Raw genomic sequence first — 26,378 nt, forward strand, 5'->3', positions numbered from 1 at the left:
GATGGTTTTCGCCTTATTTAAACGACATCCACAACATTGAAATCCTACTTGGTTGCATTGTGAATACCTAAAAATTAAAGACTAAATTTTATTGGTTTAATAAAATCCGATTGGTTTATATAAAAAGTCAATTTTTTGTACCTTCCTAGCTCAGTCAAATTTTATTTTATCATGCAAAGAAGAAAGTTTATAAAAAATACGGTTGCTGCCTCGACCGCATTTAGTATTGTTCCCAGTTTTGTAATGGGAAAAACCCATGTGCCTCCAAGTGATACCCTTTATTTGGGTGCATTTGGTGTTGGTGGACGTGGGGCCGGTGTAATCCAGGGGCTCAATGAAACTCAAAAAGTGAAATTTGTTTCCTTTTGCGATGTCGATGATAGAAGGGCAGCGGAAACCTATGCCAATTTCCCCGATGTTAAAAGGTACAAGGATTTTAGAACGGTCTATGACAAGCATCTGAACGATATGGATGCCATTATGGTAGCCACTCCGGACCATATGCATGCATCTATTGCCCTGCCTTTTATGAGGGCAAAAAAGCATGCCTATGTTGAAAAACCGTTGACCCACAATATCAATGAGGCGCGTTTAATGACCCAAGTGGCCAAGGAAAACGGAATCGTTACACAAATGGGAAACCAAGGCGCTTCCAGTGATGGCAGTCGCGAAGCCAAGGAATGGATAGATTCCGGAATTATTGGAAAAGTGTATAAGGTAGATTGTTGGACAAACCGACCCGTTTGGCCACAGGGTGTTCCCGTTCCCCAAGGAAAAGACCGTATTCCCAAGGGTCTGGATTGGGACCTTTGGTTGGGGACCGCCGAGATGAGGGATTATAATGATGCTTATCTACCCTTTAAATGGAGAGGTTTTTGGGATTTTGGAACAGGTGCCTTGGGCGATATGGGCTGTCACATTATGGAAACCCCATTTAGTGTTTTGGGACTTGGTTATCCAACCGAAGCCGAGGCAAGTTGCACCACGAATTGGGTGGGTGATTTTGTGGAGGCAGATTACAGCGAATCCTGTCCGGCTTCGTCCATTGTACGATTAAAATTCAACACGCCAGAACATGGCGATATCGCCTTGAACTGGTATGATGGTGGATTACTCCCTGATTTACCGGATGAATTGAAGGATGGAGAAACGATTGGAGATAACGGTGGTGGAAGCATTTTCTACGGTACCCGAGGAATTTTGGTCTGTGATACCTATTCTAGAAACGCACGATTATTGCCCTCAACGACCATGGAATTGTTGACACCTCCAAAACCCTATTTAAAACGTATTCCTGGGGATACGGGCGGCCACCAAAGAAATTTTGTGGAAGGATGTTTGGAAGGAGTGGAAACCTCTTCTGACTTTGAACGCTCCGGACCTTTGACAGAAGCAGTTCTCATGGGTAATTTGGCCATTAAGGCCTTCCAATATAAGAAACTGAAGGAAGGCAAAAAATTGGGAGACTGGGACCCTTTTGAATATCCAGGTCGACGAAAAATCCTTTGGGATGGCGACAACATGCGGGTAACCAATTGGGAAAAAGCGAACGAATGGGTAAAAGGAAGTTACCGAAAAGGATGGGAATTAAGCTAAGCGGCCAATAATCAAAAATGTATAAAAGGGCTAGGGTTTAATTCCTGGCCTTTTACTTTTTAAACGGTCCAAATCCCTATATTTAAAAACGTAAACCAACTTAATACTTAATTTTACATGCTTGCCTGGCTGGGTCTTTTAACCATAGTTGCTCTTTTGTTCCTTGTCATGAGCAAGAAAATGGCCGCTGTTGTAGCCTTGATTATAGTTCCTATCGTAACCGCTCTTTTGGGTGGTTTTACTACGGAAATAGCAACTTTTATAACCGATGGTTTAAAATCCATCGCTCCCACTGGGGTCATGTTCATTTTTGCCATTCTATTCTTTGGTATATTGACCGATGCGGGAACCTTTAAACCCCTGATAAGGGCCCTACTGAAATTTGCCGGGAACAATCCGTCCCGGGTTGCCGTGGCTACGGCATTATTGGCCATGGCCGTTCATTTGGATGGCTCGGGCGCCGTAACGTTTTTGGTGACAATTCCGGCACTTTTACCGTTGTACGATACGTTGCAAATGAAGAGAACCACCTTGGCCACCATAGCCGCGTTGGCCGCGGGCACAATGAATATCCTACCTTGGGGTGGACCAACCATACGGGCAGCCACAGCTTTGGAGGTAAACGTTACCGAATTATTTAACCCATTATTGATTCCCGTTATTGGAGGCCTTTTGACCGTTTTGGTTATCGCCTATATTCTTGGCAAAAGGGAACGTGTGAATAAAGGTGCTGATATTGATGTCATAGCACGGGAACAAGAAACAGATACCAAACTGGAACGTCCAAGGCTATATTATTTCAATATTGCCCTTGTATTGGTCGCAGTGGGAGTTTTGATCAGTGGAATCGCCCCGCCGCATATTATTTTTATGATAGCGTTTTCTATATCCTTACTAGTAAATTACCCGAATCCAAAGGAGCAGGGCGAGCGAATCAACGCACATGCAAAGGCAGCTCTTTTAATGGCCAGTATATTATTTGCCGCAGGATGTTTTACGGGAATCTTAAAAGGTTCAGGGATGATAAATGCCATGGCAGAAAGTGCAGTAACTTACATTCCAGATACCATAGGTAGTCACTTGGCCGTCATAACCGGTGTATTATCCATGCCTGCCAGTCTGTTGTTTGATCCGGATTCCTATTATTTTGGAATACTGCCCTTATTGTCCACCACGGCATCCCACTTTGGTGTGGAGGCTATTGAGGTAGGAAGGGCCTCGATTATCGGTCAAATGACAACAGGGTTTCCGGTAAGTCCGTTAACGGGCTCCACGTATCTATTAATTGGACTCACGGGAATCGAATTGGGGGATCATCAGAAAAAAACCATACCATTGGCATTTTTGGTGACCATGGTTATCTTAGTTTTATCCCTAATGATTGGAGCAATAAGCTGGTAGCATGAAAAAGATTAGAATAGGAAGCGGAGCTGGGTATGCTGGAGATCGATTAGAACCTGCCCTTGAATTAATGGAGCATGGCAATCTAAATTATATCTGTTTTGAAGGCCTTGCCGAAAGGACCATCGCCTTGGCCCAAAAAGCTAAAAAGGCCGATCCGGAAAAAGGCTATAATGACCTTCTTCTTTATCGGATGGAAAAAGTTCTTCCATTGGCACATAAAAACAAGATCAAGGTCATTACCAATATGGGGGCGGCCAATCCAAAAAAAGCCATGGAAGAGGTTGCAAAATTGGCTACTACATTGGGGCTTAAAAACCTGAAAGTAGCTGCAGTTATTGGGGATGACATATCGCATAAAATACAGGATTACATCCGAGAAACTGTTATTGAAACCGGGCAGCCATTATCTGAAATTAATAAGGACCTATTCTCCGCAAATGCCTATTTGGGCTCCGATGGCATTGTTGAAGCTTTAAGCAACGATGCGGACATTATCATTACCGGAAGGGTTGCGGACCCTTCCCTTTTCCTGGCACCCTTGCTTTATGAGTTTGAATGGGAAAAAACCGATTGGAAAAAAATGGGCATCGGAACCATGATCGGCCACCTATTGGAATGTGCCGGACAAGCAACCGGGGGCTATTTTGCCGATCCCGGTATTAAAGAAGTTCCAGATCTTTGGAATTTAGGATTTCCCCTAGTTGAAGTAAATGATGCCGGGGAAGGCTTTATCACTAAATTGGAGAATACCGGGGGTATGGTCACCACCGCTACATGTACGGAACAATTGCTGTATGAAATACATGATCCGGAAAATTATCTAACCCCAGATTGCACCGCTGATTTTTCGAAAGTTACGTTCCATGAATTACAAAAGGACATTATTGAATTTTCCGGGGCCTCGGGAAAATCGGCTACGGCAACGTATAAAGTAAGCGTTGGCTATTTGAATGGTTTTATTGGCGAAGGCCAAATAAGTTACGGCGGCCCCAACTGTATTGCAAGGGCGCTATTGGCCAAGGAAATCGTAGAAAAAAGGTTAGAAAACCTGCCTTTCCCAATCTCGAAATTACGATGTGATCTTATCGGTATAAATTCCCTATTTGATGAAGGGGAAATGCCCAAGGAAATCAATGAAGTTCGATTAAGGGTAGCGGGGAAAACAAACACCAAAGAACAGGCCCAGTTCATTGCCAATGAGGTGGAGACCTTATATACCAATGGTCCTTATGGTGGTGGCGGTGCAACCAAAAAAGTAGAGGAGATTATTTCCATTGCCTCCATATTGGTTCCCAAAGATGATTTTGAAATTAACGTACTCTATAAAACTAACTAGCCATGAAATTATGGGAAGTTGCTCATGTGAGAACCGGGGACAAGGGAAACATCAGTAATGTTTCCGTTACCGTCTATGACCCTGAACATTTTAATATGGTTTCGGAAAAATTAACTCCGGAATTTATTAAGAAATGGTTTGGGAAACAGGTACTGGGTGAGGTCAAAAGATATGATCTACCTCAACTTGGCGCGCTCAATTTTGTAATGTATGATGCTCTTGGAGGTGGGGTGACGTCTTCCACCGCCTTGGACAAACACGGAAAAACGCTTGGGGCTTATTTATTGGACATACCTTTTTAAAACAAAGATTATGAAAAAAATATTGGTCATTCTATTTCTATCGCTAACAAGTTTGCTATCCGCTCAAGAGGTATTCCAAGGAAAAGTGGTCTTAGACTCTATTTATTCGAAGAACCTGGAGAATGATTTAGGCGAGAACCCAACCAGAAAGGTGTCCGTTTATTTGCCACCAAATTATGACGGTTCAGAAACCAGATATCCCGTAATCTATTTTTTACACGGTTTTTTGAACGACAATAGTCTAATGGATTACATGAAAGACCTTTTGGATTATGCCATCGCGGCCGAAAAGATTGACCCCTTTATTCTTGTAATACCCGATCAGCGGACCACCTATGACGGAAGCTTTTACTCGAACACGGGAGTTTTTGGAAACTGGGAAGATTTTACCGCCTATGATTTGGTCTCTTATATGGATAAGAACTATCGAACCTTGGCCAAACCCGGTAGCCGAGGAATTACCGGACATAGTATGGGGGGATACGGTGCTTTAAAAATCGCCATGAAACACCCGGATATTTTTCAAACCGTTTATGCGCTGAGTCCTGGAGCACTGACCATTGTAAGGGAATATGGACCGAACAGCAATACTTATGTTGAATTTTCCAAAATGAAAACCATAGAAGATCTTTCAAAATCCTATTTTGGAAAAGTCATTATGGCGTTCGGAAGGTCATGGTCCCCAAACCCCAATAAACCGCCATTTTATTTTGATTTACCTTTTGAATATGTAAATGACGAAATTGCTGCCAATCCCGAAGTGCTACAAAAATGGTATTCCGAAATGCCCGTTCATATGATCGATGAATATATGGAAAATCTCAATGCGCTTAGGGCCATAAAATTCGATTGGGGAAGAAATGCCGGGGAACGTTTTACCATACAATGTAAAATGTTCAGTCAGCGCTTGGAAAACGTAGGTGTAAAACATTTTGCCGAAGAATATATTGGCAACCATACGAACAATATCTATACAGAAGATGGCCGAATTCCGCAACAAATGTTACCTTTCTTTGATTATTATCTTGATTTTGAATAATACATGTAGGTTGATAACCAACCGATTAACTAATTTGACTATCATGAGAAAACTATTGTTGCTTGCCTTTCAAAAACGGATTGTCCTTATCAGCTATGCCATCATTGCCCTGGTCGTACTTTCTTGTACAACCGAAAAGAAACAAACCGGCACCCTATTGATCCACGGTGGCCCCATTTACACCATGGATTCCCTGAATCCCGTGGTGGAAGCCGTGGTCACCCTTGATAACAAAATCCTGTTTTCCGGTAGTTTGGAAAATGCCGAAAAACTAAAAGGCCCAGAAACCCAAGTAATCGATTTGGAGGGTAAGACCATGACACCCGGACTGATCGAAGGGCACGGACATTTTATGGGTCTCGGCTACAATGAACTTAATCTCGACCTTATCAACACCAAAAGCTTTCAGGAAATTATCGATGCCGTTGCAGATGCGGTCCAAAAAGCACAACCCGGTGAGTGGATTACGGGACGGGGCTGGCACCAGAGCAAATGGGACCAACTGCCGGAAAATAGCGTTTTAGGTTTTCCCACCCATGAAGCACTTAGTGCCATATCGCCAGATAATCCTGTCTACCTAAGACATGCCAGCGGACACGCCGGTTTTGCAAATGCAAAAGCAATGGAATTGGCCGGACTTCAATTGATGGGTACCGAAAACATGGATGCCCTTTCCGTGGAAGGTGGTGAGGTCATCGTGGATGATTTGGGCCTCCCAACCGGGGTGTTTAACGAACGTGCCATGACCCTTATCACCAAACACATCCCTGAGAACACGCCAGAGAAGGACATTCAGGCCTTCGAATTGGCCGTGGCCGCCTGCCACCGAAACGGTATTACGGGTTTCCATGATGCCGGCATTGGGAGGGAAACCATTGCCCTTTATGACAAAATGAAGGCCCAAGGTAAAATGGGGATACGTATGTACGCCATGTTAACGGGATGGGACAAAGAGCTCCTCAACGAATGGTACAAAAAAGGTCCCAACGTAGATCCTGAGCACCTTTTTACCATACGGTCCATAAAACTGAATTGCGACGGGGCCCTTGGGTCTAGAGGGGCCTGGTTGTTGGAACCCTATTCCGATAGGCCTGATCATTTTGGCCATGAGACCTTGCCCATGGAATTTGTCAAGGAAACATCCTTGAAAGGGCTGGAACATGGCTTTCAGGTCTGTTCCCACGCCATTGGAGATCGCGCCAATCGGGAAATTTTGGACCGCTATGAAGCGGCTTTTAAGGAAAAACCGCAGATGGTCAATGACAATAGGTTTCGTATAGAACATGCCCAGCATTTACACCCGGACGATATTCCAAGGTTCGCGGAGCTTGGAGTCATTCCCGCAATGCAGGCCGTGCATTTATCCTCCGATCGTCCTTGGGCGATAGACCGTTTGGGAGAAAAACGAATCAAGGAAGGTGCCTACATGTGGCAGGCCCTTTTAAAGAGCGGGATTCCCATTGTGAACGGTACGGATGTTCCCGTGGAACCCTTGAACCCTATTGCCAGTTTTTACGCAAGTGTCACACGGAAAACCCTGGAAGGGAATCCAGAGGGGGGTTATGAACCCGCTCAAAAGATGACCCGGGAACAGGCCTTACGTTCCTATACGCTTGATGCCGCTTATGGCGCCTTTGAAGAAGGTATTAAGGGTTCCATAACGGAAGGAAAACTGGCCGACTTCACCATTTTTGACCAAGATCTAATGACGGTACCCGAAGATACATTATTGGACACCCAAGTGGTAATGACCATTTTTAATGGGCAGGTGGTTTACACAAAAGATGTCAGATAACTGAACCATCGTTACAGGTTTTCACTATATTTCCATAAAATTCGCCACTAGCGCATCAACTCGCCCACTGATAACGCAGGTGGCGTACATAGCACGGCGTTCTGATTAAGCCAAAGCGGTAATATGAGTCAATCTGAACGTATTTTATTCTTAATTAAATTCGGACAAAAGAAATATTTGGAATCTCTTCGTAATAAAGGCGAGCTTTATTTCAAAGCAGCCAAAGCATTCAATCAAATTAAAAAGCTTAACGAGGCACAAGGAGACAGTAATGAAGGAGCTATATGGATTGAAAATCTAAAAAATATTCAAACAACCCTTAATCATCCAAAGCTCGGGGAATTTAAATTTAGAAGCGTTCCTGGCACCTTGACTAAGCTAACCCAGTTTAATCATAACTATTTGACATGTAGTTTTTATGCTGTCACGAATAAGGATTTTGAACGCTCAGACATTTTTGAGGTAGACGAAAGAATGTCAAATTTTGGAGGACACGCCCTAGTAATATCAAACCCCAAAATGTTTATAGATAGTGTATTTGAGTATGCTGAAAAAGACAATATTCAATTATTCGCTAAAACAGTTACTTATGAAGATTTAAATAGAGAAGGCAGAATTGAATTGAATCCTTTTGTAAAAAAAGACATTCACAAGTATCAAAAGGAATACAGGATGGTAATAAAGAATTCACTTGACGATTCAAAAATTCTATATTCTCATATTCTAGGTGAAAATGGAAAAATCATACCGACAAAAACACATGAGAAACTACAATTCAAAATTGAATGAAAAGGTCAGCTAACAACAAAGAACTGAGTTAAAAACAAGTTCTTTTCGTTCAATATAGACATAGCATTCTCATTACTTATTTTCCTAAATAGTTAAAAAAGACTCAACTGACCAGTCTTGTATTGTTCATGCAATTCCGTGTTCAAAGCGGGAAACTTTTTGTCCTTAAAATAGACGCGTTTTGCGAGCCTGACCATATCGTGGATTTGGGTGGCTATCTTCCCTTCGCCCTTACTTCGGATACCAAAGCGGCTATCGTTTAAGGTACCTCCATGGCATTCCTTGATTTGGTTGAGTACCTTGTCCGCCCTATCAGGTAGGGTCTTGCGGATCCAATCGGTGAAGATACCGCCAATGGCACCGTTCAATCTCACAACCGTAAAAGCAAAGGATACCGCCCCATTTTCCGAAACGGCTTTGGCCAAATCCATGACCTCATGGCTATTGATTCCCGGAATGATGGGGGCCAACATCGCATTGACCGGAATGCCGTTATCGGACAGAACTTTTATTACCTTCAGCCTTTTGGGGATAGAAGCGGTTCTCGGTTCCAAAATCCGCCGGGTCTCCTCCTTTAAGGAAGTTATAGAAACATTCACCCCGATGAGTCCGTAGTTGTTCAATTCCTTTAAGAGGTCCAAATCCCTTAATATCAAGGCATTTTTCGTGATGATTCCTACAGGGTGCCTGTATTTCAAAAAAACCTCCAAACAGGCCCTTGTTAATTTGAATTCCTGTTCCGCAGGCTGGTAGCAATCGGTATTACCCGAAAGTACAATGGTGCAGGCCTTCCAGGACTTGCTTTTCAACTTCTTTTCTAGCAATCTTGGAGCATCTCTCTTAACCAATATTTTTCGCTCAAAATCCAAGCCGGCGCTGTAACCCCAGTATTCGTGGCTATTTCTTGCATAGCAATAGACACAACCATGTTCACAGCCCTGATAGGGGTTCATGGAATATAGCATCCCCACATCGGGACTTGTCACTTCGTTGACGATCGTCTTTGGAAAAATAGGAATGTACTGGGTTTTGTTTGTATCGGCCGGCTCACCTTCCAATCGGCAGAACTCCAGAAAATCGTCCCGAGTCTCGTAACTATATTGAAGGAATTTGTTGGGCGTATTTTCCTGTGCCCCTCTTCCTTTTATAGGGGAATTGTTCATTTTAATGGATTTATTCCAAAAATATGGAATATATCCATTAAACGAGATTACTTAACAGCTACTTGGACCAATTGTTTTTTGGAGCCGCGCTTTGCATAGAATAGGAGCTCGTCATGCAATTTGTCAATATAGGGTTTGGAAACCATTAAGGGCAAGCGGGCATCGGTATCGTCGATGACCTTTTCATAGTTCATGCGGCCATTTTCATCCAACTTGATCAAAAACACGTTCCTGTTCCTGCTCAAACCTTGTTTGAACATGATGCGTTCGTCACTCAACTGCTGTGGGTTTTCGGCCGAGGTACTAATGAAAAAGTAGGTAGTATCGTCCTTGGTGAGGGAACTGTACGAGGCGTAGGCCCCATCGCCTTGGGTAACTTCGGTCTTGTTGATATTTCTGGCCCAGATCAAGTCGCCCTCACCGCTCAGTTTGGCACTTACAATGTCGTTGTGGTGATATCTGGTGACCAACACCCTACCACCACTACTATTGGCCTGCGTACTGGTACTGGTGAAATACTCTTCGGCATTAAATAAAATATTTCCTTTGGAGGTAATGTTCATTCCCTTGAATACCAAGTTTTTCAACGTCTTATCGTCTTCCCTACCGAACTTATCCTTCATGAACTGTTCAGAAAACGGATTGAACTTTTGACTTTCGATTTCCAAGGTCCTCGGATTCATTTTAAAGTAGGAGATGCCGTTATATCGGTTATCCTTTCTATCGGCATAGAAACCTAGACACAATAATTCCTTGCCCTTAAAAATAGGTTTCAGGGCCTCTGGAAACTTGCCCGGCGTGTAAAACGACTGCGTTGTACCCCCAGTACTGGAAACGCGTACCATTTCATATTGGAACTTGCGCTCCGTGGCATTGAAACGTTTTTTCTTGAAATAGGCCTTTCCTACCAAGTATACATTGCTAAAGTCTTCCGAGAAGGTGATCGTCTCAAAGGCATAATTTTTTTCTTCGACTTCTGCCGAAAAATCATGTTCCATCAATTTGTTCAGTCCGGCATCAAAAACATGGATATAGTGCTGGTTGTTCTTACCCTTTTTAAAATGGGTAGTGATGGCAAAGGCCGATTTTTCATCGTTAAACAACACCGATGTAGTGAACCCCGATGAGAAATTCCTATTGTAGTAATTCCTGTCCAGCGGCTCCGCCACGGGATCCGATGGGATGGTCAAAATAGTCTCCTTGGTGAACTGATAATCCGTATACGGACTTCTATGAACTTGATATTCATAGGCCATTCTGTCGTAATTGTATTCCAGAAAAAGTAAGTATGCCTGACCGTTCTTGATATATGCATCCACAAAATTGGCATTTTTCAGCTTATAGTTGAATTCGGAAAGCAGTTCCAAATCCTCATTGTAATGTTCAATGAAATACCCCTTTGGTTTTAGCACGATTCCCGTGTAGTAGGCCCTAACGATGACCGTTCCGCCCTGGCCATCGTCCGCAATGGCCAATAGATTGGAATACTTGTACTTGTCATTATATTTTTCGCCAATGTTATACGCAACATCGGCCTTTTGGGCAACGGAAAGGTTTAGTGTCGCCAAAAAAAGTACTAGGAAAATTTTTCTAAACATGGTCAGTTCGCTTTACCTACGAACCCGGAAAATCAGCTTTTCTTTTTTCTAAAAATGCCGAGGTGCCCTCTGCAAAATCATCCGTTCCAAAACATGCCCCAAAAGCCTCAATTTCCTGCTCGTAGCCGTTAACAGTATTCATAAAACCCGCATTTACCGCTTTTATTGCATGGGATATGGCGACGGAGGAATTATTACAGATTTTTTCGGCAATCTTATGACACAGTGGTAAAAGCTCCTCCTGTGTTACGACATGGTTTATCAAGCCGTAATTTTTTGCCTGTTCGGCAGAAATCATTCCTGCGGTCATGATCATTTCCATGGCCCTTCCCTTCCCTACCAATTGGGGAAGGCGCTGGGTACCCCCATAACCGGGAATCACGCCAAGGGACACCTCCGGAAGGCCCATTTTGGCGTTATCGCTCGCCACCCGAAGGTGACAGGCCATGGCCAGTTCCAGCCCGCCTCCCAAGGCAAAACCGTTTACCGCGGCGATGACCGGTTTGGAAAGGTTCTCCACAAAGTCGAACAACAGTTCCTGCCCTTTGGCAGCCAATTTTTTTCCTTTTTTTACCGAAAAATCGGCGAACTCTGAAATATCGGCCCCTGCCACAAAGGCCTTCTCCCCGCTACCGGTTATGATAAGCACCTTTACATCAGCATCCTCCTCGAGCTCCGATATGGCCTCATGCAGTTCTTGAATGGTCTCCCGGTTCAAGGCGTTTAGCTTTTTTGGCCGATTGATGGTGATGGTCGCAACCGATTCTTCAATGGTTACCAGTATCGTTTCGTAAGACATATTCCTTGCTTTTTATTTTATGGTCCTCATACTTGCTACTCTTGGGAATTTAACACAAAAAACCGTGCCTTTCCCGGGTTGGGACGTGAAATTTATGGTTCCTTTATAGGTTTCCACGATGTTCTTTACCATTCCAAGACCCAGCCCCATTCCACTGGTCTTGGTGGTGAACTTGGGTTCGAAAATCTTGTCCTCTACTTCCTTTCCGATACCGATTCCATTATCGGCTACTGAAATTTTTACCATTTCCCCGTCTTCGGCAACCGAAACCAAAATCCTAGGGGAGTCATGCTCCTCCGGTATGGCCTGTATTGCATTCTTTACCAAATTGGTTACCACGCGTATCAACTGGGTGCGATCCAATTTGGCTATGATTTCCTCTTCTTCCGCAATAAAGTGGATGTAATCCTCATTGAAGATATCCAGGGCCAGTTTCACGATTTTTACCACGTTGAGGGTTTCGTTCTGCTGCGCCGGCATTTCCGCAAAACTTGAAAAGGCCGAAGCAATGCTGCTCATGGTATCGATCTGCTGAATAAGCGTCTTGGAATATTCCGCCACCTTTTCGGCAATATCAGGATCGTTGGGGTCGAACTTTCGCTGAAAACTTTGAACACTCAGACGCATGGGTGTCAACGGATTTTTAATTTCATGCGCAACCTGTTTGGCCATTTCGCGCCAAGCCTGTTCCCGCTCGCTTTTTGCCAATTTTGCCGCACTCAGGCTTAATTCATCGATCATGGCATTGTAGGAGGAAATCAATTTCTCTATTTCCTCACCTGGCTTTTCCAAATGGATCTTCTCGTTCCTGCGGGTAAGGTCCGTACGCTCCATCATATCACTGATGGTTTCCAGGGACCTGGTGATATATTTGGAAATGAAGTAGGCCAGTCCTATGGCCAAGAGGAACATCAGAAAATAGACCCCTCCCAAACGGGTCAAAAACTCGTTCAACTCCTTGTCATTGAATGAATTATCCTCAAAATAAGGCAAATTCAATATCCCGATAGGCTTGAATTGTCGGTCTGCGATATACGTATAGGAAGCCTGATACTGGTCGCCGGCCGCCTTGTTGCGCTCCACGTATCTTTTATCAACGCTGGCATCGAGCTGATTTAGGATTTCCGGATCTAAACAAAGGGAAATGGGGTCGTTCTCAAATTTTGGGCGTGAGCTTTTGATCAATTCACCCTCCAAACTATAAATGTTGAAGTTCATGTTCTGCACCACGGCGATCTCATAAATTTCCTCCTTGAAAATGAGACCAAGATTCTCTGTAGTGACCGGATAGGTGGTCTTTTGAATGGTCAAGTCGATGCTCTGCCTAATCTGCTCTTCCTTCCGCTCCATCCTGTTTTCATGGTAATCCCTGTTGATTTCCCTAAACTGATAGATGGTAACGGCCAATATAAGCACGGAAGCGATCAGTACCAATAATATCATTGATACGAAGATGCGCGACCGTAAAGAAAATCTACTTAACAAAAGCTGGGCATTTCGTTCAAAGTTAGCAAATATCGCACCAAAGCGGGTTCAAAATCAAGTTCAAGCGCAAATCTCAAGTTAAAGCCAAACGGAAAAAATAAATTCAAATAACAATTACAACCAATTCAATAGGTACAGAAAACCTAAGATAGTTCGTACATCGTATTGATTGAAGATTGTAAGCTAAAATTCGAATTATTCCATATAAAATTCCATCCAAGTGTTATTGTTTATATTTTTAAAGAGACATTTGATAAGCTCCAATTATCAGAATACATTCGAGTTTTTCAGAAAAGAGTTTTAAGATTGTAAATGAATTAATAATCAAATGAAATCGTAATAATATGTCATCAAAAATGGTAATCATAACTCAAAAAACATTGAGAAAAAAACTTACTCATATTTTGAGCTTACTTGTCTTTACCTCAATTTTTGCTCAAAACGAACATAGCAAAGCAATTGTTGAGATTGAAAATTTGAGCAAAGAAAGGGCTAAAGCTTTTAATCAATCGGATGCTAAGACAATTGCTTCTTATTTTACTCTAGATGCTATACTCATGGCACCTAATAAAAATGTACAGATTGGACAAGAATCGATAGAGGCATATTATCAAGGTCTTTTTGATAATTTTAACCTTGAATTGGATAGTTACTACGAGGAAGTGGAGGTTTCAGGAAACATGGCCTATGGCCGAGGTGAAGCTATTGTCAAAGCGACACCGAAGAAAGGTGGGGAAACTATAACAACTTCCTCCAAATATTTAAATATTTTAAGACGACAGTCAGATGGTTCATGGTTGACCACACATGACATTTGGAACGAAAATTAATTTCGAAAGCGGTATATTTCAATTTTGAAAAGGTATATCCAGTAACAGGAATAATAAGCACCCTTCAAAGTAATTATAGGTCGTCTTTTAACATAGGAAATGTCATTTTTGACGTATTCGCTTATAGAGCTTGATTCCCAGCATCAAAAGGATTCCCAAAACAATGATTCCGACTACGCCAAAAATCCAGTTAAAAGTACCTTTCAATATAACCAGAAAGACCACTGCAAATAGGATAAGTGTAGCCCCTTCATTCCATATACGCATGTAATTTGAGGAGTATTTGATATCATCCTGCTGGAATCTTTTAAATATGAGGTGATTTTTTAAGTGATACACAATCAGCAACAGTACAAACCCCAATTTAATATGCATCCAAGGTTGTTGCAACCACTGGGGCATTAAGATCAATAACCAAATGGCAAACAAAGTAGCCAAGACCGCCGATGGCCACGTGATGATATACCACAGCCGCTTTTCCATCAACTTAAACTGGGTGCTCAATATTTCTCGCTCTACCACTGGTTTTTGTTGCGCTTCGATATGATAAATGAACAATCTTGGGATATAAAAAAGCCCCGCGAACCACGTAATCACGAAAATCAGGTGCAAGGCTTTTATATAATTATAATATTCGGTCATATTCTATTAAACTCAAATACAAAATCAAATTCAAATACAAGAGTCAAGTTCAAGTTCAAACACTTATTATTTCCACAAGGATTTCACTAACTCACCATCCCACTAACTCACTATATCACTATCCAACTAACTCACTAATAAAACGGTTACAAAACAAAACCTGAAACGTTCAAAAAGAAAGAACAATTAATTAACTACTTCGGATTTAATGCCCCAATACCCGCTTCCCAAAGTGCTTTGTTATACGCGGGAATATCTGTATTTAGCAAGGCTTCTCCTCTGGCCTTTAAAGGTATCCATTGCTTATCCAATTCCTGTTTTCTATCCATATTGGATTTGTTTACCCGTGGAATACTACCGCTGGTCTGATTCAAGAGAAATAGATATTCCGCCGTAAATTTGTTGGGGAAATTCTCCACATCGTCATAGGCCTGCGACTTTCTTTGGACCATATCGGCATCCCACGCCTTCATTTTTTCCAACAGTGCTTCACCTTTTGATTTTAAGGTTTCATCCTCGATTTCCTTCAACACTTCCTTTAGGTCTTTCTGAACCTCAAAAAGGGTATTGACCATTTTATGCATCTCGGTAATCTTCTGTTCCATTTCGCTCATTAACCCATCGTACTCCTCAAATTGTCCCGGTTTCATTTCAATGGTTGGAATCGGTTTGATCTCACCTTGCGTGGTTACCGTCTGCCCATCCATAGTAAGTGTTATGGTATACATTCCAGGAATTGCCTGGTGTCCCCTAAAGTTGGCCTCTATATACACGCCTGGAATTCCTGGAACGATCGAATGGCCCATATCCCATACAAACCGATTCAAGCCTTCATTTTTTGGCAATACAGGGGCCGGAGGGGCTCCCCCACCGTTATGTGGTATATAGTCTTTATCCTTTTCCGAACTAAAACTGCGAATCAATTTCCCTTTGGAATCCTTGATTTCCATGGTAAGCTTGGTGGAATCATTCAATTTTGGCAATTCGTAATACAGCACCATACCGTTCGCCGGATTGACCCCGTCAAAGGCATCCGTGGCAGTAACCTCCTTGGCATTGCTGCTCATGGGACTTCCCCAAGATCCTGCGTAGGCCGCATTTGGTTTCAAAAATTTCAGGCCCTTTTTGGTTGGTTCATACTGGCTAATGGTATTGATATTGTCCAAAATCCAGAAAGATCGTCCCGAGGTCGCCACGATTAAATCCCCTCTATGCACCTTTAAATCCAACACAGGGGTTACCGGTAAATTCAGCTGAAAGGGCTCCCATGTTTTGCCTCCGTTCCAAGAAATGTACATACCGAGTTCCGTACCCGCATACAATAAATCTTTCCTATTTTCATCTTCCCGAACCACCCTTGTAAAGGCCCCGTAAGGGATACCAGCACTAATATTGGTCCAGGTTTTTCCATAGTCGGTTGTTTTGTAAAGGGCCGGTGTGTAGTCGTTGAACTTGTATCGGGTGGTGGCGATGTACGCCGTAGCGGGGTCATGGGGCGATACCTCAATGGCATTGATCAAGCATTCGCTCAGTCCTTTTGGGGTTACATTGTCCCAAGTTTCCCCACCATTTTTGGTAATATGTACCAATCCATCGTCACTTCCCGTCCAGAACACTCCCTTTTCATGCGGCGATTCTATCATATAGGCCAGGGTTCCGTAGTTTTCCGCACCTACCGCCTCATTGGTGTAAGGTCCGCCACCGTTACCTTGCTTGGCATCGATATCGCGTGTTAGATCAGGAGAGATTTCTTCCCAGGTAAGCCCCATATCGCGTGTGCGTAAAACCAATTGCGCGCCATGATAATACGTACCAGGTTCGTGGATGGAACCAATGATCGGGGCGTTCCAGTTGTACAAATATTTCATGTTCCTGGCTTCCCTGCCCAAATACTGTATGGGGGCTGCCATAATGTTGGTAGAACTCTTGGTTTCCGTATCAAGCACTTCGATAGTACCCAAATAACTGCCGCCCAGCACATATCTTGGATTATCTGGGTCAAAGGCCAAAAAGGCACTTTCACCACCGGCGGAATAGGTCCAGTCCTCCTCCGTTATACCGCCCCTTCCCAAGGACAAACTGGCGATTCGCACCGAAGTATTGTCCTGCTGCCCACCGTAAATATTGTATGGGAACAGGTTATCGACACTTATTCTATAAAACTGCGCTGTTGGCATATTGTCCTGCGCTGACCAAGTTTTACCATAATCAAAGGTAATGGTAGCCCCTCCGTCATCGGCCAGCACCATGTTTTTGGAATTATCAGGGTTTATCCACAAATCGTGCGTATCCCCATGCGGTACATCAATGGTTTCCCAAGTCTTCCCGCCGTCTTCGGAACGGAACATGGCCGCACTCAACACATACACGGTATCCTCATCATTGGGGTCCGCAAATACTTCAATGTAGTACCAGGCACGCTGTACCAGTCTATTATCACCACTCACCATGGACCAGGATTCCCCTGCATCATTGGAGACGAAAAGTCCGCCCTTGTCCGCATTGGAATCGCTTTCGATCAAGGCGTACACTTTATTTGAATTAGCAGGGCTAACAGCTATGGCCATTTTTCCTTTTTCCTCTGGAAGGCCTTCGTGGATTTTTTTCCAGGTCTCTCCGGCATCGGTGGATTTGTAGAGTCCGCTGCCTTCCCCGCCACTGATTACTATATTGGGTTTGCGTTGGTGCTCCCACATGGCCGCGTACATGATTTCAGGGTAATTGGCATCCATAGAAAGTTCTGCCGCCCCGGTCAGATTATTCACAAAAAGGGTGTTTTTCCAAGTTTTCCCACCATCGATGGATTTGTAGATTCCTCTTTCTGGATTCCCTTCAAAAAGTGCTCCCTGGGCGGCTACATAGACAATATCCGGATTGGTTGGATGAATGATGATACGCGAGATATGCTGCGTCTTTTCCAATCCTACATGTTGCCATGTTTTACCGGCATCGGTGGATTTATACACACCATCACCATAAGACGTCATCACTCCCCTTGGGGCATGCTCGCCCATACCGCAGTATAGAATGTTGGGGTTCGATTTTGAAACCGCTACGGCGCCTACGGAACCGGTTTTGAAATAACCATCAGAGATGTTTTCCCATTTCTGACCGGCGGTCTCGGTCTTCCAAAGTCCGCCACCAGTGGTGCCCATATAATACGTCATCGGGTCACCGATAACCCCGCTTGCCGTAACCGAACGCCCACCTCTAAAGGGTCCTATATTACGGTATTTCATCGGTTTGAAATACTCGTTGGCCAATTGGGCAAAGGTTCCCGTTGCTCCAAGGGTGAATAAAATCACAAGTAATCTTTTCATTTAATTTCTAGTTTTTTGATGCCTTTTTAACTTCTCGACCCCCCTTTGAGTACACTCTGGATAGGCCGCTAGAAGTGACAGATCAATAGAATAACACCTTATATTACTCAACAAACAAATAGTTCAAGTTCAAATCGTTAAAGGATGTATTGAACGTTTTTAGCTCATTCGACATCACAGCGTCAAACTTGTCCAATTCCTTGTTGATAGCGGCCGTAAGCTCGTTCTTAACGGCAATGTCCTGTTCCGTGGGAGGAAAGTCATCAATCGCCACCAAACTATTCAAATGTCCCAATTTGTTGGTCAACTTAATGGGGAAGTTCAAAGGATCTTGCCGACTCCTATTCTTGGTCTGGTATAAGGCCTTCTCCACCTCGCCCAAACTTTCCTTCATCTTTTTGGCCTTTTCGATAAGTTCCTTAGTGGATTCGTTATCTGCATACTGCTTAGTGAATGCATCCAATTGGGCCGTTACGTTCCTGATCTTTTCAATGGACTTGTGGGCCTTATCTATGGTCGTGTTGATATCGGTAATAAAGTCATACTGTTTTTGCATATCGGCTACCGATGCCTCCGCCCGCGGATCTGGGACAATTTTGAACTCCTGCATACTGGAATTCCCATTGACATTCAAATGTACCTTGTAGTTACCGGGAACCGCTTTTGGCCCATCCAAATTGGCCCACCAAAGTATCATACCGTCCAACAATTTGGCACCCTTACCCCGAGTGTCCCAAACAAAGGTATTCCCACCTTTCTTTACTTCTAGTTTTTGGTCCTTTTCTTTTGTATAGTTGTTATAAGTGGCCAAGGTATCCCCTGCCATGGAGGTATAAGTTAGATGAACACTATCCTTTTCACTGAGATTCTTCAAGTAAAAATGGGTCACCACACCGTTAGGGTGGTTTTGTCCGGATGTTTTGGAAGGACTGCTTGTTGCCCTCCCTTTCGTACGATAGGAATCCTTGGGTTTATACAGAATATGTTCCGATGATTTCTTGCTTTCATCCAATTGATGTAGTACCGTTAAATCATCAATGATCCATAGACTGCGTCCCTGGGTGGCCACAATCAAATTATTGTCCTTGATGGTCAAATCCGTAATGGGTACGATGGGCAGGTTCATCTGGAAAGATTTCCAGTTCGCCCCATCATCGAAGGAAATATACATACCTGTTTCCGTTCCCGCATACAGCAAGCCTTTTCTTTTGGGGTCTTCCCGCACTACACGTGTAAAGTGTTCCTCATTTATGCCATTGGTAATCTTGGTCCATGTTTGGCCATAGTCCGTTGTTTTGTATAGGTAGGGCTGGAAATCGCCCAATTTATATCGGGTAGCGGCCACATAACATGTACCCTCATCAAAAGCTGAAGGTTCAATGCTATTGATCATGTTCCACTCCGGCATATTGGAAGGAGTAACATTTTCCCAAGTCTCGCCCCCATTTTTGGACACATGGATCAATCCGTCATCACTACCTACCCACAACAAGCCTTCCTTTAATGGGCTTTCATTGGCAGTGAAAATGGTACAATAGTACTCTACACTGGTATTGTCTTGTGTAATTGGCCCACCACTGGAACCTAATTTTGTTGGATCGTTCCTGGTAAGATCCCCACTCAACACTTCCCAACTCTGGCCTTCATTCGTGGTCATGTGTACATGGTTGGAAAAAGTGTATAATTTGTTGGGGTCATGCCTACTGAACAAAATGGGGAAATTCCATTGAAAACGATATTTCATCGCCTCCGCCCCTGCACCCATGGGGTTGTCCGGCCATACATTGATGCCCCTAACGGTGCCTTTTTCATGGTTCACGCGGGTAAGGAAGCCATCGTAGCTACCACCGTAAACAATATCATCATTCTCCGGGTCTACGGCAATCCAGGCGGATTCCCCACCGGCGGTTTCCTCCCAATCGTCCTCAGTAATAGCGGAACCATCACTTCTATGATTTACACGAAGTGTGGAATTATCCTGTTGCGCTACATAAATTCGGTATGGAAAATGGTTGTCCGTAGTCACCCGATAGTATTGAGCTGTAGGCTGGTTGTAATAGGTACTCCAGGTCTCCCCTCCGTCATAGGAAATTTGGGCACCCCCATCATCCCCAATAATCATCCGCTGGTCATTTTCTGGAGAAATCCAAAGATCATGATGGTCTCCATGCGGGGCATTGAAGGATTTGAATGTTTTTCCCCCATCCATGGATTTGTGATAGCTTACGTTCAGAACATACACTACATCTTCATCCTGGGTATCCGCATAGACACGGGTATAGTACCAGGCACGTTGTCTCAGGTTTCGGTCGCTATTGACCAAGGACCATTTTTTACCACCGTCTTCGGAACGGTACAAACCGCCCTTTTCCTTATTTTCGACAATGGCCCAAACCCTTTCAGAATTCTTGGGCGAAACCGCTACCCCAATGATTCCCAAAGTATCCTTTGGAAAACCTTCGTTCTTGGATATCTCGTTCCAAGTTTCACCACTATCCGTACTTTTCCATAGGGCCGATCCTTCCCCTCCACTACTTAGACTGTATGGGGTTCTTTGGGCACGCCACGTAGAAGCGTACAAAATTCTTGGGTTGTTTGGGTCGAAGGTCAAATCCACCGCACCGGCCTGTTCGTTTACGAAAAGTACTTGTCTCCAAGTGTCGCCACCATCGGTACTTTTGTAGATGCCCCTTTCTTTTGTCGGTTTGTAGATATCCCCCAATACTGCGGCGTATAGCGTATTGTAATCCGTGGGATGTACCCTGATCCTAGGCACGTGCCTACTCTTTTCCAAACCGGCCTTTTCCCAGGTTTTACCGCCGTCTACGGTTCTCCAAATGCCATAACCTGAAGAAACGTTTCCCCTTAGGGTCTTTTCGCCACCGCCCACGTAGATTACATTCGGGTCGCTTTTTGCCACCTCCACAGCACCGATACTTCCGCCAAAATATCCATCGGAAATATTTTCCCAGGTTCGACCGCCATCCAAGGTCTTCCAGACCCCTCCACCCGTGGCTCCAAAATAGTAAAGGTTGGGTTCTCCCGGCACGCCGGTAACGGCAGCCGATCTACCACCGCGATAAGGCCCTATACCCCGATATTCAAGGCTGGAGTACAATTCCTCTGGATAGGAAACAGTTGCGCTATTGGATTTACTTCTACGTTGTGCCTCTGTTGTACTGGGCAGTAGCAATAGGAAAAGGGCCACGAGGGCCATAAAAGAGTACTTGGATTTCATTTTCAGTTCTTTGAATTAGTCAACCCTAAATTTAAAGAAAAGCTTTTAATACACCCATTTAAAAAAGACAATAATGATTTTGGGGCTTATGGTTTTTTTCCAAGCTTATAAAATTCAATAACATAAGAATGGATATTTTTTAGGAACGTGGCCTATGTAAATATTAATCCAGAAACTCCAAACAAACGGGATTGGGCAGTTCAATTTCTTCCAAGAATTCTAAAGTACCTAGCTCCTGGTCTCTTCTGAATACCACAATATTGCTGCTTTTTTGATTGGCTACCAACAGATACTTCCCAGTTGGGTCCATTGTAAAATTACGGGGCCAATCTCCCCGGACGGACTCCCTGTCCACCAGACTCAAGGAACCTGTTGCTTTGTCCACCCTAAAAATGACGATGGTCTGTTCGCCACGGTTGGATCCATATAGAAAATTACCATCAGGGGACAAATGGATATCAGCACAGTAACTTTCCCCTAAGAAATCGTTCGCAAGGGTAGTATGGGTTTCCTTTTCAATATATTTTGAACCCGTTCTTTCAAAAACAGTGATGGTAGAATTCAATTCATTTATGGTGTATAAGAACTTCCCATCCTGACCAAAGGTGAAGTGTCTTGGCCCTGCACCACTTGGTAAATCAATGGAAGGCTGTTCGTTTGGTTTGAACTTTCCGGCATCCATAGAAAATCGCTTCATGGCATCCAGCCCTAAATCGGCTATAAATAACCCTTCCTTTGTAAAGGCGGCAGAGTGTGCATGGGACGTCTTCACTGTATCCAAGCTTTGGAGGTCAATAACCTGGGGGTCATTCATAAGGCCACCAAATTCGTCCAAGCTAAAAATGGTGACATTGCCTCCTGTATAGCTCGAAGCGGCCAAATACTGGCCATCATCTGAAACAGCGATATGGCAAGGATGGGCTCCTACCGTAGCCATGGCCCCTTTTTGAATAAGCTTGCCATCCAAAAGTTCATAGGCCATTACCCCACCGGAGGTATCCTCGAAGGTATCGGTCTCAAGTACCGAATAGAGTATAGAATTATCCGGAGAAAATTTGATGAAGGAAGGGTTTTCAATATTGGCGGCCAATTGCTTGTTGGTTAAGGCCCCTGTATTCGCATTGAACTTCAGTTGATAAATACCATTGCTATCCCCGTCCGTATAGGTTCCTACATATAGATCATAGGTAATGTGATTAGAATTCATATTGCATCCCATTATACAGAATATGCCTAAGCACATCATTGCAGTTGTCCATCTATTCATCTGTTTATTTCTATTGTTTTTCATAGGTCAGATGTAATTATTTACATCATTTAAGTTTGTCTAATTTGGGTGTTCATGAATCTTCGATTTCGCCAATAACTATCTCGATAGAACCAAGACTTGTTATGGCTCATTTCATAGGAAAATTTAATGTACCTAAATGTAGACACTTTTAATGAAACTTGGCAAAACGATACATCTAAAGGTCGGTTTTGGTATCGCTTCCCTGATCTTTGTACTCGCGATATTCCTTGGTCGACTTTCTTAAATCGATGATGGCTAATACCACAAGAATCAACAAAACGAAGGTAACCAGAACCAAAACAAAGTACATCATGGGGGATATTTCCTTATAGGACCCAGAGTGTTGGTTAAGGTCACTAACCATACCTTTTTTCTGGATAAACCGGATGCTTATTCATTAAAATATTGATTATAAAGGCACTATTGATAAACCAATATCCGATTAAATTCCTATCTTTTAGAAATATCCCCACTATCCGGTATAGCCTACTTTGTTGGTTATTATAATCTTTGAAGACCAAACCAAAAAACTATACAAAAAATGAAAACATTTCAAAAATTCCCTCTTCTAATTACTTTCCTTCTTTTAAGTCTTAGTTTTCATCCTCTTTTGGGACAGAAATTTAAGGGAAGTAATGAAGTTATAGTCAAAAAAGTAACTGGACTACAGGAATATAGTTCAACCATGGATTTGAATGATACCCGAAAACAACTTTTAATGGCGGGGCAGAATTATCAAACCAATTATGGAATATATGCCTCCATCAAAATTGAAAATTCCTCTTTAGGACCCCAGTATAGAACCTTAAAGAATATTGAATTTGAGATTGTCAATTATAAACCTACTTACTTTATAGGAATAGATTCCGTTGTGGTCGATTCAAATTATGGTAAAAACACAATCACATTTAAAGTGTACACAAGAGCCTTGTCCGATCAACAGACCTTCTCACTTAATAAAGAAGACTTAAAAAATATCCATTTTGAAAAAGGCAGTTATCTACATGCCGAACGTTATTTAAATCCTATGTTTCCAGAACTTGACAAGAATGGTAATGCTATCCTTATGGACGATGGGCGAATTGCTTGTAAACCCGATAATGGCAAAGCTTTCGATTTTGAGTTCTTTTATAAGGATGGGACACATATTGTTCGTAAGGCAAATTATGACAAGGTATTGGATACTGAACTTAAACAAACGAACGAAAATGAGATTGCGTTTGGACTTCCTGGTAAAAGATGTTGGCATAGTTATAACAAGGTTATCTTTTAGTCTATGCCAAAAACTATTTGCCTTTTCATAATTGTTCTTATTTCTACAATCAGTTCTGCGGAAACACCTTTGGAAAGGTTCTATGATTTACTAAAGTCTCAAGATTTTACAGCAGCAAAAAATTCAATAACCCTTATTGGTAATGAAGAGTCCAAAAGATTGCTTGGTGAATTGATTGAATTATTGCAGTTGGAATCAAATAATACAATAATGGTTCTAGATGAAAAAGATTCTGATGAACATGCATTTACTAAATTACTTTACCAAGGGTACCAATATGCTTACAACCCTAATAGACAATCCTTAGAAGCTTACAAAAAATTTTCAAATGCCCTTAAGGTAGCTCAAAAAATGAAAAACATTTACCTAGAAAAAGCTGCCCTAATCGCCATTTTAAATCTTTTTAGTACTGAAATCTTTATAGGAAGTAAGCAATACGAATCTTTTTTAGAAAGATTTACAGAGATAAAGTCCAGTGATGTTGATGAAGCTTTGTTGATATTATATCACTTGGTTTTTTTCACAAAGGCCGATGACAGTTTAAATGATGTTGATGCCCGATACTACAATTATATGGAAAAATTGGATTCCTTATTTCTACGTATTCCAAGGAACAATAACCTATTTTCAAGATATTATTACGAAAAAGGAATGTATTATAAAATCGAGCAGGAATTCGATAAGGCAGAGGATTTTTTTTTAAAATCGGATAGTCTTATTGCCAACAATGCTGATTTAATAAATATGAGAGCATCTATAGCATGGCAAATTGCCTTTATAAATTTTCAAAATAATAATTTCAATAAAGCAAAAAAATACCTCAAAGCCTCAGGGAGGCTTGCCGAAAAACTAAAGGACACTTTTTATATTGACAGATTGAACGCTCTTATCTTCCACAAAGAAGGGCAATACGACAGTGCATACCACTATCTTAACAAATCATTGGAAATTGAATATAGGCTTGGCTACAAAAACAATACCTTAGAATCTTCCATTTTAACAGTCCAAAATCAAACCGACAAACTCAAGCTAGACAAGCTCGAATTGGATGCCCAAAACAAAAAAATAAAAATTTGGACCTTGGGGCTTGGACTGGCCCTTCTTTTTGGGTCGGTCATTGGTGTGCTTACCTATAAAAATACCAAGCGCAAACAATTGCTCGCTGAGCAGGGAAAAATATTGGAGGAACAGAAAGTAGCAACACTTCTAAAGGACCAAGAACTTGCTACTATTGATGCCATGATAGAAGGGCAGGAAAAAGAGCGGCAACGCATCGCCCATGACCTTCATGATGATTTAGGTGGATTGATGGCAAACGTAAAACTTCATTTCAACTCCTTGCAAGAAAAATCAATAAGTAACAAGCAAGAACTTTATGATAAGACCAATGAACTATTGGAAGAGGCCTATCAAAAAATACGGGCCATCGCCCATGAAAAAAATTCCGGGGTCATTGCGAAACAAGGACTATTAAGAGCTGTTAATCAAATGGCTGATAAAATTTCGCAATCAAATAGAATAGCGGTATCGGTACAGGATTTTGGTTTGGACAATCGGCTTGAAAACAGCTTGGAACTCAACCTGTTCAGAATTATACAAGAATTAACGACCAATATTATTAAACATTCCAAGGCCACAATGGCAAACATACACCTCACCAACCACGGTGATGTACTAAACATTTTGGTCGAAGATAACGGAATAGGTTTTGACCCTAAAACCTTAAAGAAAGGAAAAGATGGAATGGGCCTCAAAAGTATCGACAAACGAATATCCCAATTGGAGGGCACTTTTCACATAGAATCTGAACCTGGTAAAGGTTCGACCATAATTATAGATATACCCATATGATACGGTTAGCAATCGCCGAAGACCATCAGTCCTTGATTGATGGTTTGGAGCTTCTACTCAAATACGAGGAAAACATTCAAATTGTAGGCACAGCCAATAACGGGCAGGAGTTATTGGAAGTGGTACGGAAAAGAAATCCAAATGTAATAATAACGGATATCAGAATGCCCATTATGGACGGGATTGAAGCAACAAAAATAATTAAAGAAGAACACCCCCATATTACCGTTTTGGCCTTTACCATGTTCGACCAAGAGGGGGCCGTAAAAAAAATGTTACATGCGGGTGCCACTGGGTATATCCTTAAAAACGCTTCTCTAAACCAAGTCTTGGAGGCAATATTGACCGTTGCCAATGGCGGTACTTATTATGATGGCAATATTGATCTCTCATTTGCAGAAAATCAAAAAAAAGCCTCCAGCAAAGGTCTGTTGACCAAGCGACAAAAAGAAATATTATCCTTGATTGCACAAGGAAAAACCTCAAGGGAAATTGCGGATGAACTTTTTATTGGTATACACACAGTTGACACCCATAGAAAAAACATGATGCGCATATTAGAAATCCAGGGAAAAGGAGAGTTATTGAGGTACGCCTTGGAAAAAAAGTATGAATTTTAATCTTTTC

General features: G+C 42.5%; 20 protein-coding genes. 11 read left to right on the top strand and 9 right to left on the bottom strand.

Annotated elements, in window-relative coordinates:
* The first annotated feature begins 171 nt into the window (after positions 1 to 171).
* The 7 genes from F0361_RS05715 to F0361_RS05745 all read left to right on the top strand — a co-directional run bounded on the left by F0361_RS05715 (position 172) and on the right by F0361_RS05745 (position 8,261).
* Positions 172 to 1,596: a Gfo/Idh/MocA family protein gene (locus F0361_RS05715; RefSeq protein ID WP_154917582.1), complete on the top strand. Its 1,425-nt coding sequence runs from the start codon at positions 172 to 174 to the stop codon at positions 1,594 to 1,596.
* Positions 1,597 to 1,713: 117 nt separating this feature from the next.
* On the top strand, positions 1,714 to 2,997 hold the full coding sequence (locus F0361_RS05720; protein ID WP_154917583.1) for a CitMHS family transporter: 1,284 nt from the start codon (positions 1,714 to 1,716) through the stop codon (positions 2,995 to 2,997).
* 1 nt (position 2,998) lies between these two features.
* Positions 2,999 to 4,336, top strand: coding sequence for an acyclic terpene utilization AtuA family protein (locus F0361_RS05725; protein ID WP_154917584.1), 1,338 nt, complete (start codon positions 2,999 to 3,001; stop codon positions 4,334 to 4,336).
* 2 nt (positions 4,337 to 4,338) lie between these two features.
* Positions 4,339 to 4,638 carry an AtuA-related protein gene (locus F0361_RS05730; RefSeq protein ID WP_154917585.1) on the top strand — a complete coding sequence of 100 codons (300 nt, stop codon included), beginning with the start codon at positions 4,339 to 4,341 and terminating at the stop codon, positions 4,636 to 4,638.
* 10 nt (positions 4,639 to 4,648) lie between these two features.
* The gene (locus tag F0361_RS05735; RefSeq protein ID WP_154917586.1) at positions 4,649 to 5,677 is read left to right on the top strand and encodes an alpha/beta hydrolase; all 1,029 of its coding nucleotides are present in this window, start codon (positions 4,649 to 4,651) and stop codon (positions 5,675 to 5,677) included.
* 43 nt (positions 5,678 to 5,720) lie between these two features.
* Positions 5,721 to 7,472 carry an amidohydrolase gene (locus F0361_RS05740; RefSeq protein WP_154917587.1) on the top strand — a complete coding sequence of 584 codons (1,752 nt, stop codon included), beginning with the start codon at positions 5,721 to 5,723 and terminating at the stop codon, positions 7,470 to 7,472.
* 123 nt (positions 7,473 to 7,595) lie between these two features.
* Positions 7,596 to 8,261, top strand: a complete 666-nt coding sequence (locus F0361_RS05745) for a hypothetical protein (protein WP_154917588.1) — start codon at positions 7,596 to 7,598, stop codon at positions 8,259 to 8,261.
* Between the two features lie 92 nt (positions 8,262 to 8,353).
* Here F0361_RS05745 and F0361_RS05750 read toward each other — a convergent pair whose 3' ends face one another.
* The 4 genes from F0361_RS05750 to F0361_RS05765 are packed head-to-tail and all read right to left on the bottom strand — an operon-like array spanning position 8,354 to position 13,264.
* Positions 8,354 to 9,424: a PA0069 family radical SAM protein gene (locus F0361_RS05750; RefSeq protein ID WP_154917589.1), complete on the bottom strand. Its 1,071-nt coding sequence runs from the start codon at positions 9,422 to 9,424 to the stop codon at positions 8,354 to 8,356.
* A gap of 47 nt (positions 9,425 to 9,471) precedes the next feature.
* Complete coding sequence (locus F0361_RS05755; RefSeq protein WP_154917590.1) at positions 9,472 to 11,022, bottom strand: hypothetical protein; 1,551 nt, start codon at positions 11,020 to 11,022, stop codon at positions 9,472 to 9,474.
* Positions 11,023 to 11,038: 16 nt separating this feature from the next.
* Positions 11,039 to 11,821: an enoyl-CoA hydratase/isomerase family protein gene (locus F0361_RS05760; protein ID WP_154917591.1), complete on the bottom strand. Its 783-nt coding sequence runs from the start codon at positions 11,819 to 11,821 to the stop codon at positions 11,039 to 11,041.
* A 12-nt stretch (positions 11,822 to 11,833) separates the two neighbouring features.
* A complete protein-coding gene (locus F0361_RS05765) occupies positions 11,834 to 13,264 on the bottom strand; it encodes a sensor histidine kinase (protein ID WP_154917592.1) in 1,431 nt (476 codons plus the stop codon).
* A gap of 386 nt (positions 13,265 to 13,650) precedes the next feature.
* Here F0361_RS05765 and F0361_RS05770 point away from each other — a divergent pair, with 386 nt between their 5' ends.
* Positions 13,651 to 14,136: a YybH family protein gene (locus F0361_RS05770; RefSeq protein WP_154917593.1), complete on the top strand. Its 486-nt coding sequence runs from the start codon at positions 13,651 to 13,653 to the stop codon at positions 14,134 to 14,136.
* Between the two features lie 102 nt (positions 14,137 to 14,238).
* On the opposite strand, the gene F0361_RS05775 is transcribed toward F0361_RS05770, so the two are convergent.
* From F0361_RS05775 to F0361_RS05795, 5 genes are all read right to left on the bottom strand, one after another.
* A complete protein-coding gene (locus tag F0361_RS05775; protein WP_154917594.1) occupies positions 14,239 to 14,778 on the bottom strand; it encodes a CopD family protein in 540 nt (179 codons plus the stop codon).
* A 194-nt stretch (positions 14,779 to 14,972) separates the two neighbouring features.
* Positions 14,973 to 18,098 carry a WD40/YVTN/BNR-like repeat-containing protein gene (locus F0361_RS05780; RefSeq protein WP_154917595.1) on the bottom strand — a complete coding sequence of 1,042 codons (3,126 nt, stop codon included), beginning with the start codon at positions 18,096 to 18,098 and terminating at the stop codon, positions 14,973 to 14,975.
* 103 nt (positions 18,099 to 18,201) lie between these two features.
* Positions 18,202 to 21,336, bottom strand: coding sequence for a WD40/YVTN/BNR-like repeat-containing protein (locus F0361_RS05785; protein ID WP_154917596.1), 3,135 nt, complete (start codon positions 21,334 to 21,336; stop codon positions 18,202 to 18,204).
* 163 nt (positions 21,337 to 21,499) lie between these two features.
* Positions 21,500 to 22,543, bottom strand: coding sequence for a lactonase family protein (locus F0361_RS05790; protein ID WP_161598208.1), 1,044 nt, complete (start codon positions 22,541 to 22,543; stop codon positions 21,500 to 21,502).
* Between the two features lie 259 nt (positions 22,544 to 22,802).
* A complete protein-coding gene (locus F0361_RS05795) occupies positions 22,803 to 22,991 on the bottom strand; it encodes a hypothetical protein (RefSeq protein ID WP_154917598.1) in 189 nt (62 codons plus the stop codon).
* 177 nt (positions 22,992 to 23,168) lie between these two features.
* Between F0361_RS05795 and F0361_RS05800 the strand changes: the two genes are divergently transcribed.
* The 3 genes from F0361_RS05800 to F0361_RS05810 all read left to right on the top strand — a co-directional run bounded on the left by F0361_RS05800 (position 23,169) and on the right by F0361_RS05810 (position 26,371).
* Positions 23,169 to 23,900: a hypothetical protein gene (locus F0361_RS05800; RefSeq protein WP_154917599.1), complete on the top strand. Its 732-nt coding sequence runs from the start codon at positions 23,169 to 23,171 to the stop codon at positions 23,898 to 23,900.
* Positions 23,901 to 24,251: 351 nt separating this feature from the next.
* Positions 24,252 to 25,751: a sensor histidine kinase gene (locus F0361_RS05805; RefSeq protein ID WP_161598209.1), complete on the top strand. Its 1,500-nt coding sequence runs from the start codon at positions 24,252 to 24,254 to the stop codon at positions 25,749 to 25,751.
* Positions 25,748 to 26,371, top strand: a complete 624-nt coding sequence (locus F0361_RS05810; protein WP_154917601.1) for a response regulator — start codon at positions 25,748 to 25,750, stop codon at positions 26,369 to 26,371. The genes F0361_RS05805 and F0361_RS05810 overlap by 4 nt, the downstream gene beginning before the upstream one ends.
* The last annotated feature ends 7 nt before the right edge of the window (positions 26,372 to 26,378 follow it).

This window comes from Maribacter flavus (genome assembly GCF_008386635.1).
Taxonomy (GTDB): Bacteria; Bacteroidota; Bacteroidia; order Flavobacteriales; family Flavobacteriaceae; genus Maribacter; species Maribacter flavus.

Excerpts from the sequence above, each read along its gene's own strand:
- F0361_RS05715 (WP_154917582.1), top strand. The coding sequence starts at position 172 with ATGCAAAGAAGAAAGTTTATAAAAAATACGGTTGCTGCCTCGACCGCA.
- F0361_RS05720 (WP_154917583.1), top strand. The coding sequence starts at position 1,714 with ATGCTTGCCTGGCTGGGTCTTTTAACCATAGTTGCTCTTTTGTTCCTT.
- F0361_RS05725 (WP_154917584.1), top strand. The coding sequence starts at position 2,999 with ATGAAAAAGATTAGAATAGGAAGCGGAGCTGGGTATGCTGGAGATCGA.
- F0361_RS05730 (WP_154917585.1), top strand. The coding sequence starts at position 4,339 with ATGAAATTATGGGAAGTTGCTCATGTGAGAACCGGGGACAAGGGAAAC.
- F0361_RS05735 (WP_154917586.1), top strand. The coding sequence starts at position 4,649 with ATGAAAAAAATATTGGTCATTCTATTTCTATCGCTAACAAGTTTGCTA.
- F0361_RS05740 (WP_154917587.1), top strand. The coding sequence starts at position 5,721 with ATGAGAAAACTATTGTTGCTTGCCTTTCAAAAACGGATTGTCCTTATC.
- F0361_RS05745 (WP_154917588.1), top strand. The coding sequence starts at position 7,596 with ATGAGTCAATCTGAACGTATTTTATTCTTAATTAAATTCGGACAAAAG.
- F0361_RS05750 (WP_154917589.1), bottom strand. The coding sequence starts at position 9,424 with ATGAACAATTCCCCTATAAAAGGAAGAGGGGCACAGGAAAATACGCCC.
- F0361_RS05755 (WP_154917590.1), bottom strand. The coding sequence starts at position 11,022 with ATGTTTAGAAAAATTTTCCTAGTACTTTTTTTGGCGACACTAAACCTT.
- F0361_RS05760 (WP_154917591.1), bottom strand. The coding sequence starts at position 11,821 with ATGTCTTACGAAACGATACTGGTAACCATTGAAGAATCGGTTGCGACC.
- F0361_RS05765 (WP_154917592.1), bottom strand. The coding sequence starts at position 13,264 with ATGATATTATTGGTACTGATCGCTTCCGTGCTTATATTGGCCGTTACC.
- F0361_RS05770 (WP_154917593.1), top strand. The coding sequence starts at position 13,651 with ATGTCATCAAAAATGGTAATCATAACTCAAAAAACATTGAGAAAAAAA.
- F0361_RS05775 (WP_154917594.1), bottom strand. The coding sequence starts at position 14,778 with ATGACCGAATATTATAATTATATAAAAGCCTTGCACCTGATTTTCGTG.
- F0361_RS05780 (WP_154917595.1), bottom strand. The coding sequence starts at position 18,098 with ATGAAAAGATTACTTGTGATTTTATTCACCCTTGGAGCAACGGGAACC.
- F0361_RS05785 (WP_154917596.1), bottom strand. The coding sequence starts at position 21,336 with ATGAAATCCAAGTACTCTTTTATGGCCCTCGTGGCCCTTTTCCTATTG.
- F0361_RS05790 (WP_161598208.1), bottom strand. The coding sequence starts at position 22,543 with ATGAATTCTAATCACATTACCTATGATCTATATGTAGGAACCTATACG.
- F0361_RS05795 (WP_154917598.1), bottom strand. The coding sequence starts at position 22,991 with ATGGTTAGTGACCTTAACCAACACTCTGGGTCCTATAAGGAAATATCC.
- F0361_RS05800 (WP_154917599.1), top strand. The coding sequence starts at position 23,169 with ATGAAAACATTTCAAAAATTCCCTCTTCTAATTACTTTCCTTCTTTTA.
- F0361_RS05805 (WP_161598209.1), top strand. The coding sequence starts at position 24,252 with ATGAAAAACATTTACCTAGAAAAAGCTGCCCTAATCGCCATTTTAAAT.
- F0361_RS05810 (WP_154917601.1), top strand. The coding sequence starts at position 25,748 with ATGATACGGTTAGCAATCGCCGAAGACCATCAGTCCTTGATTGATGGT.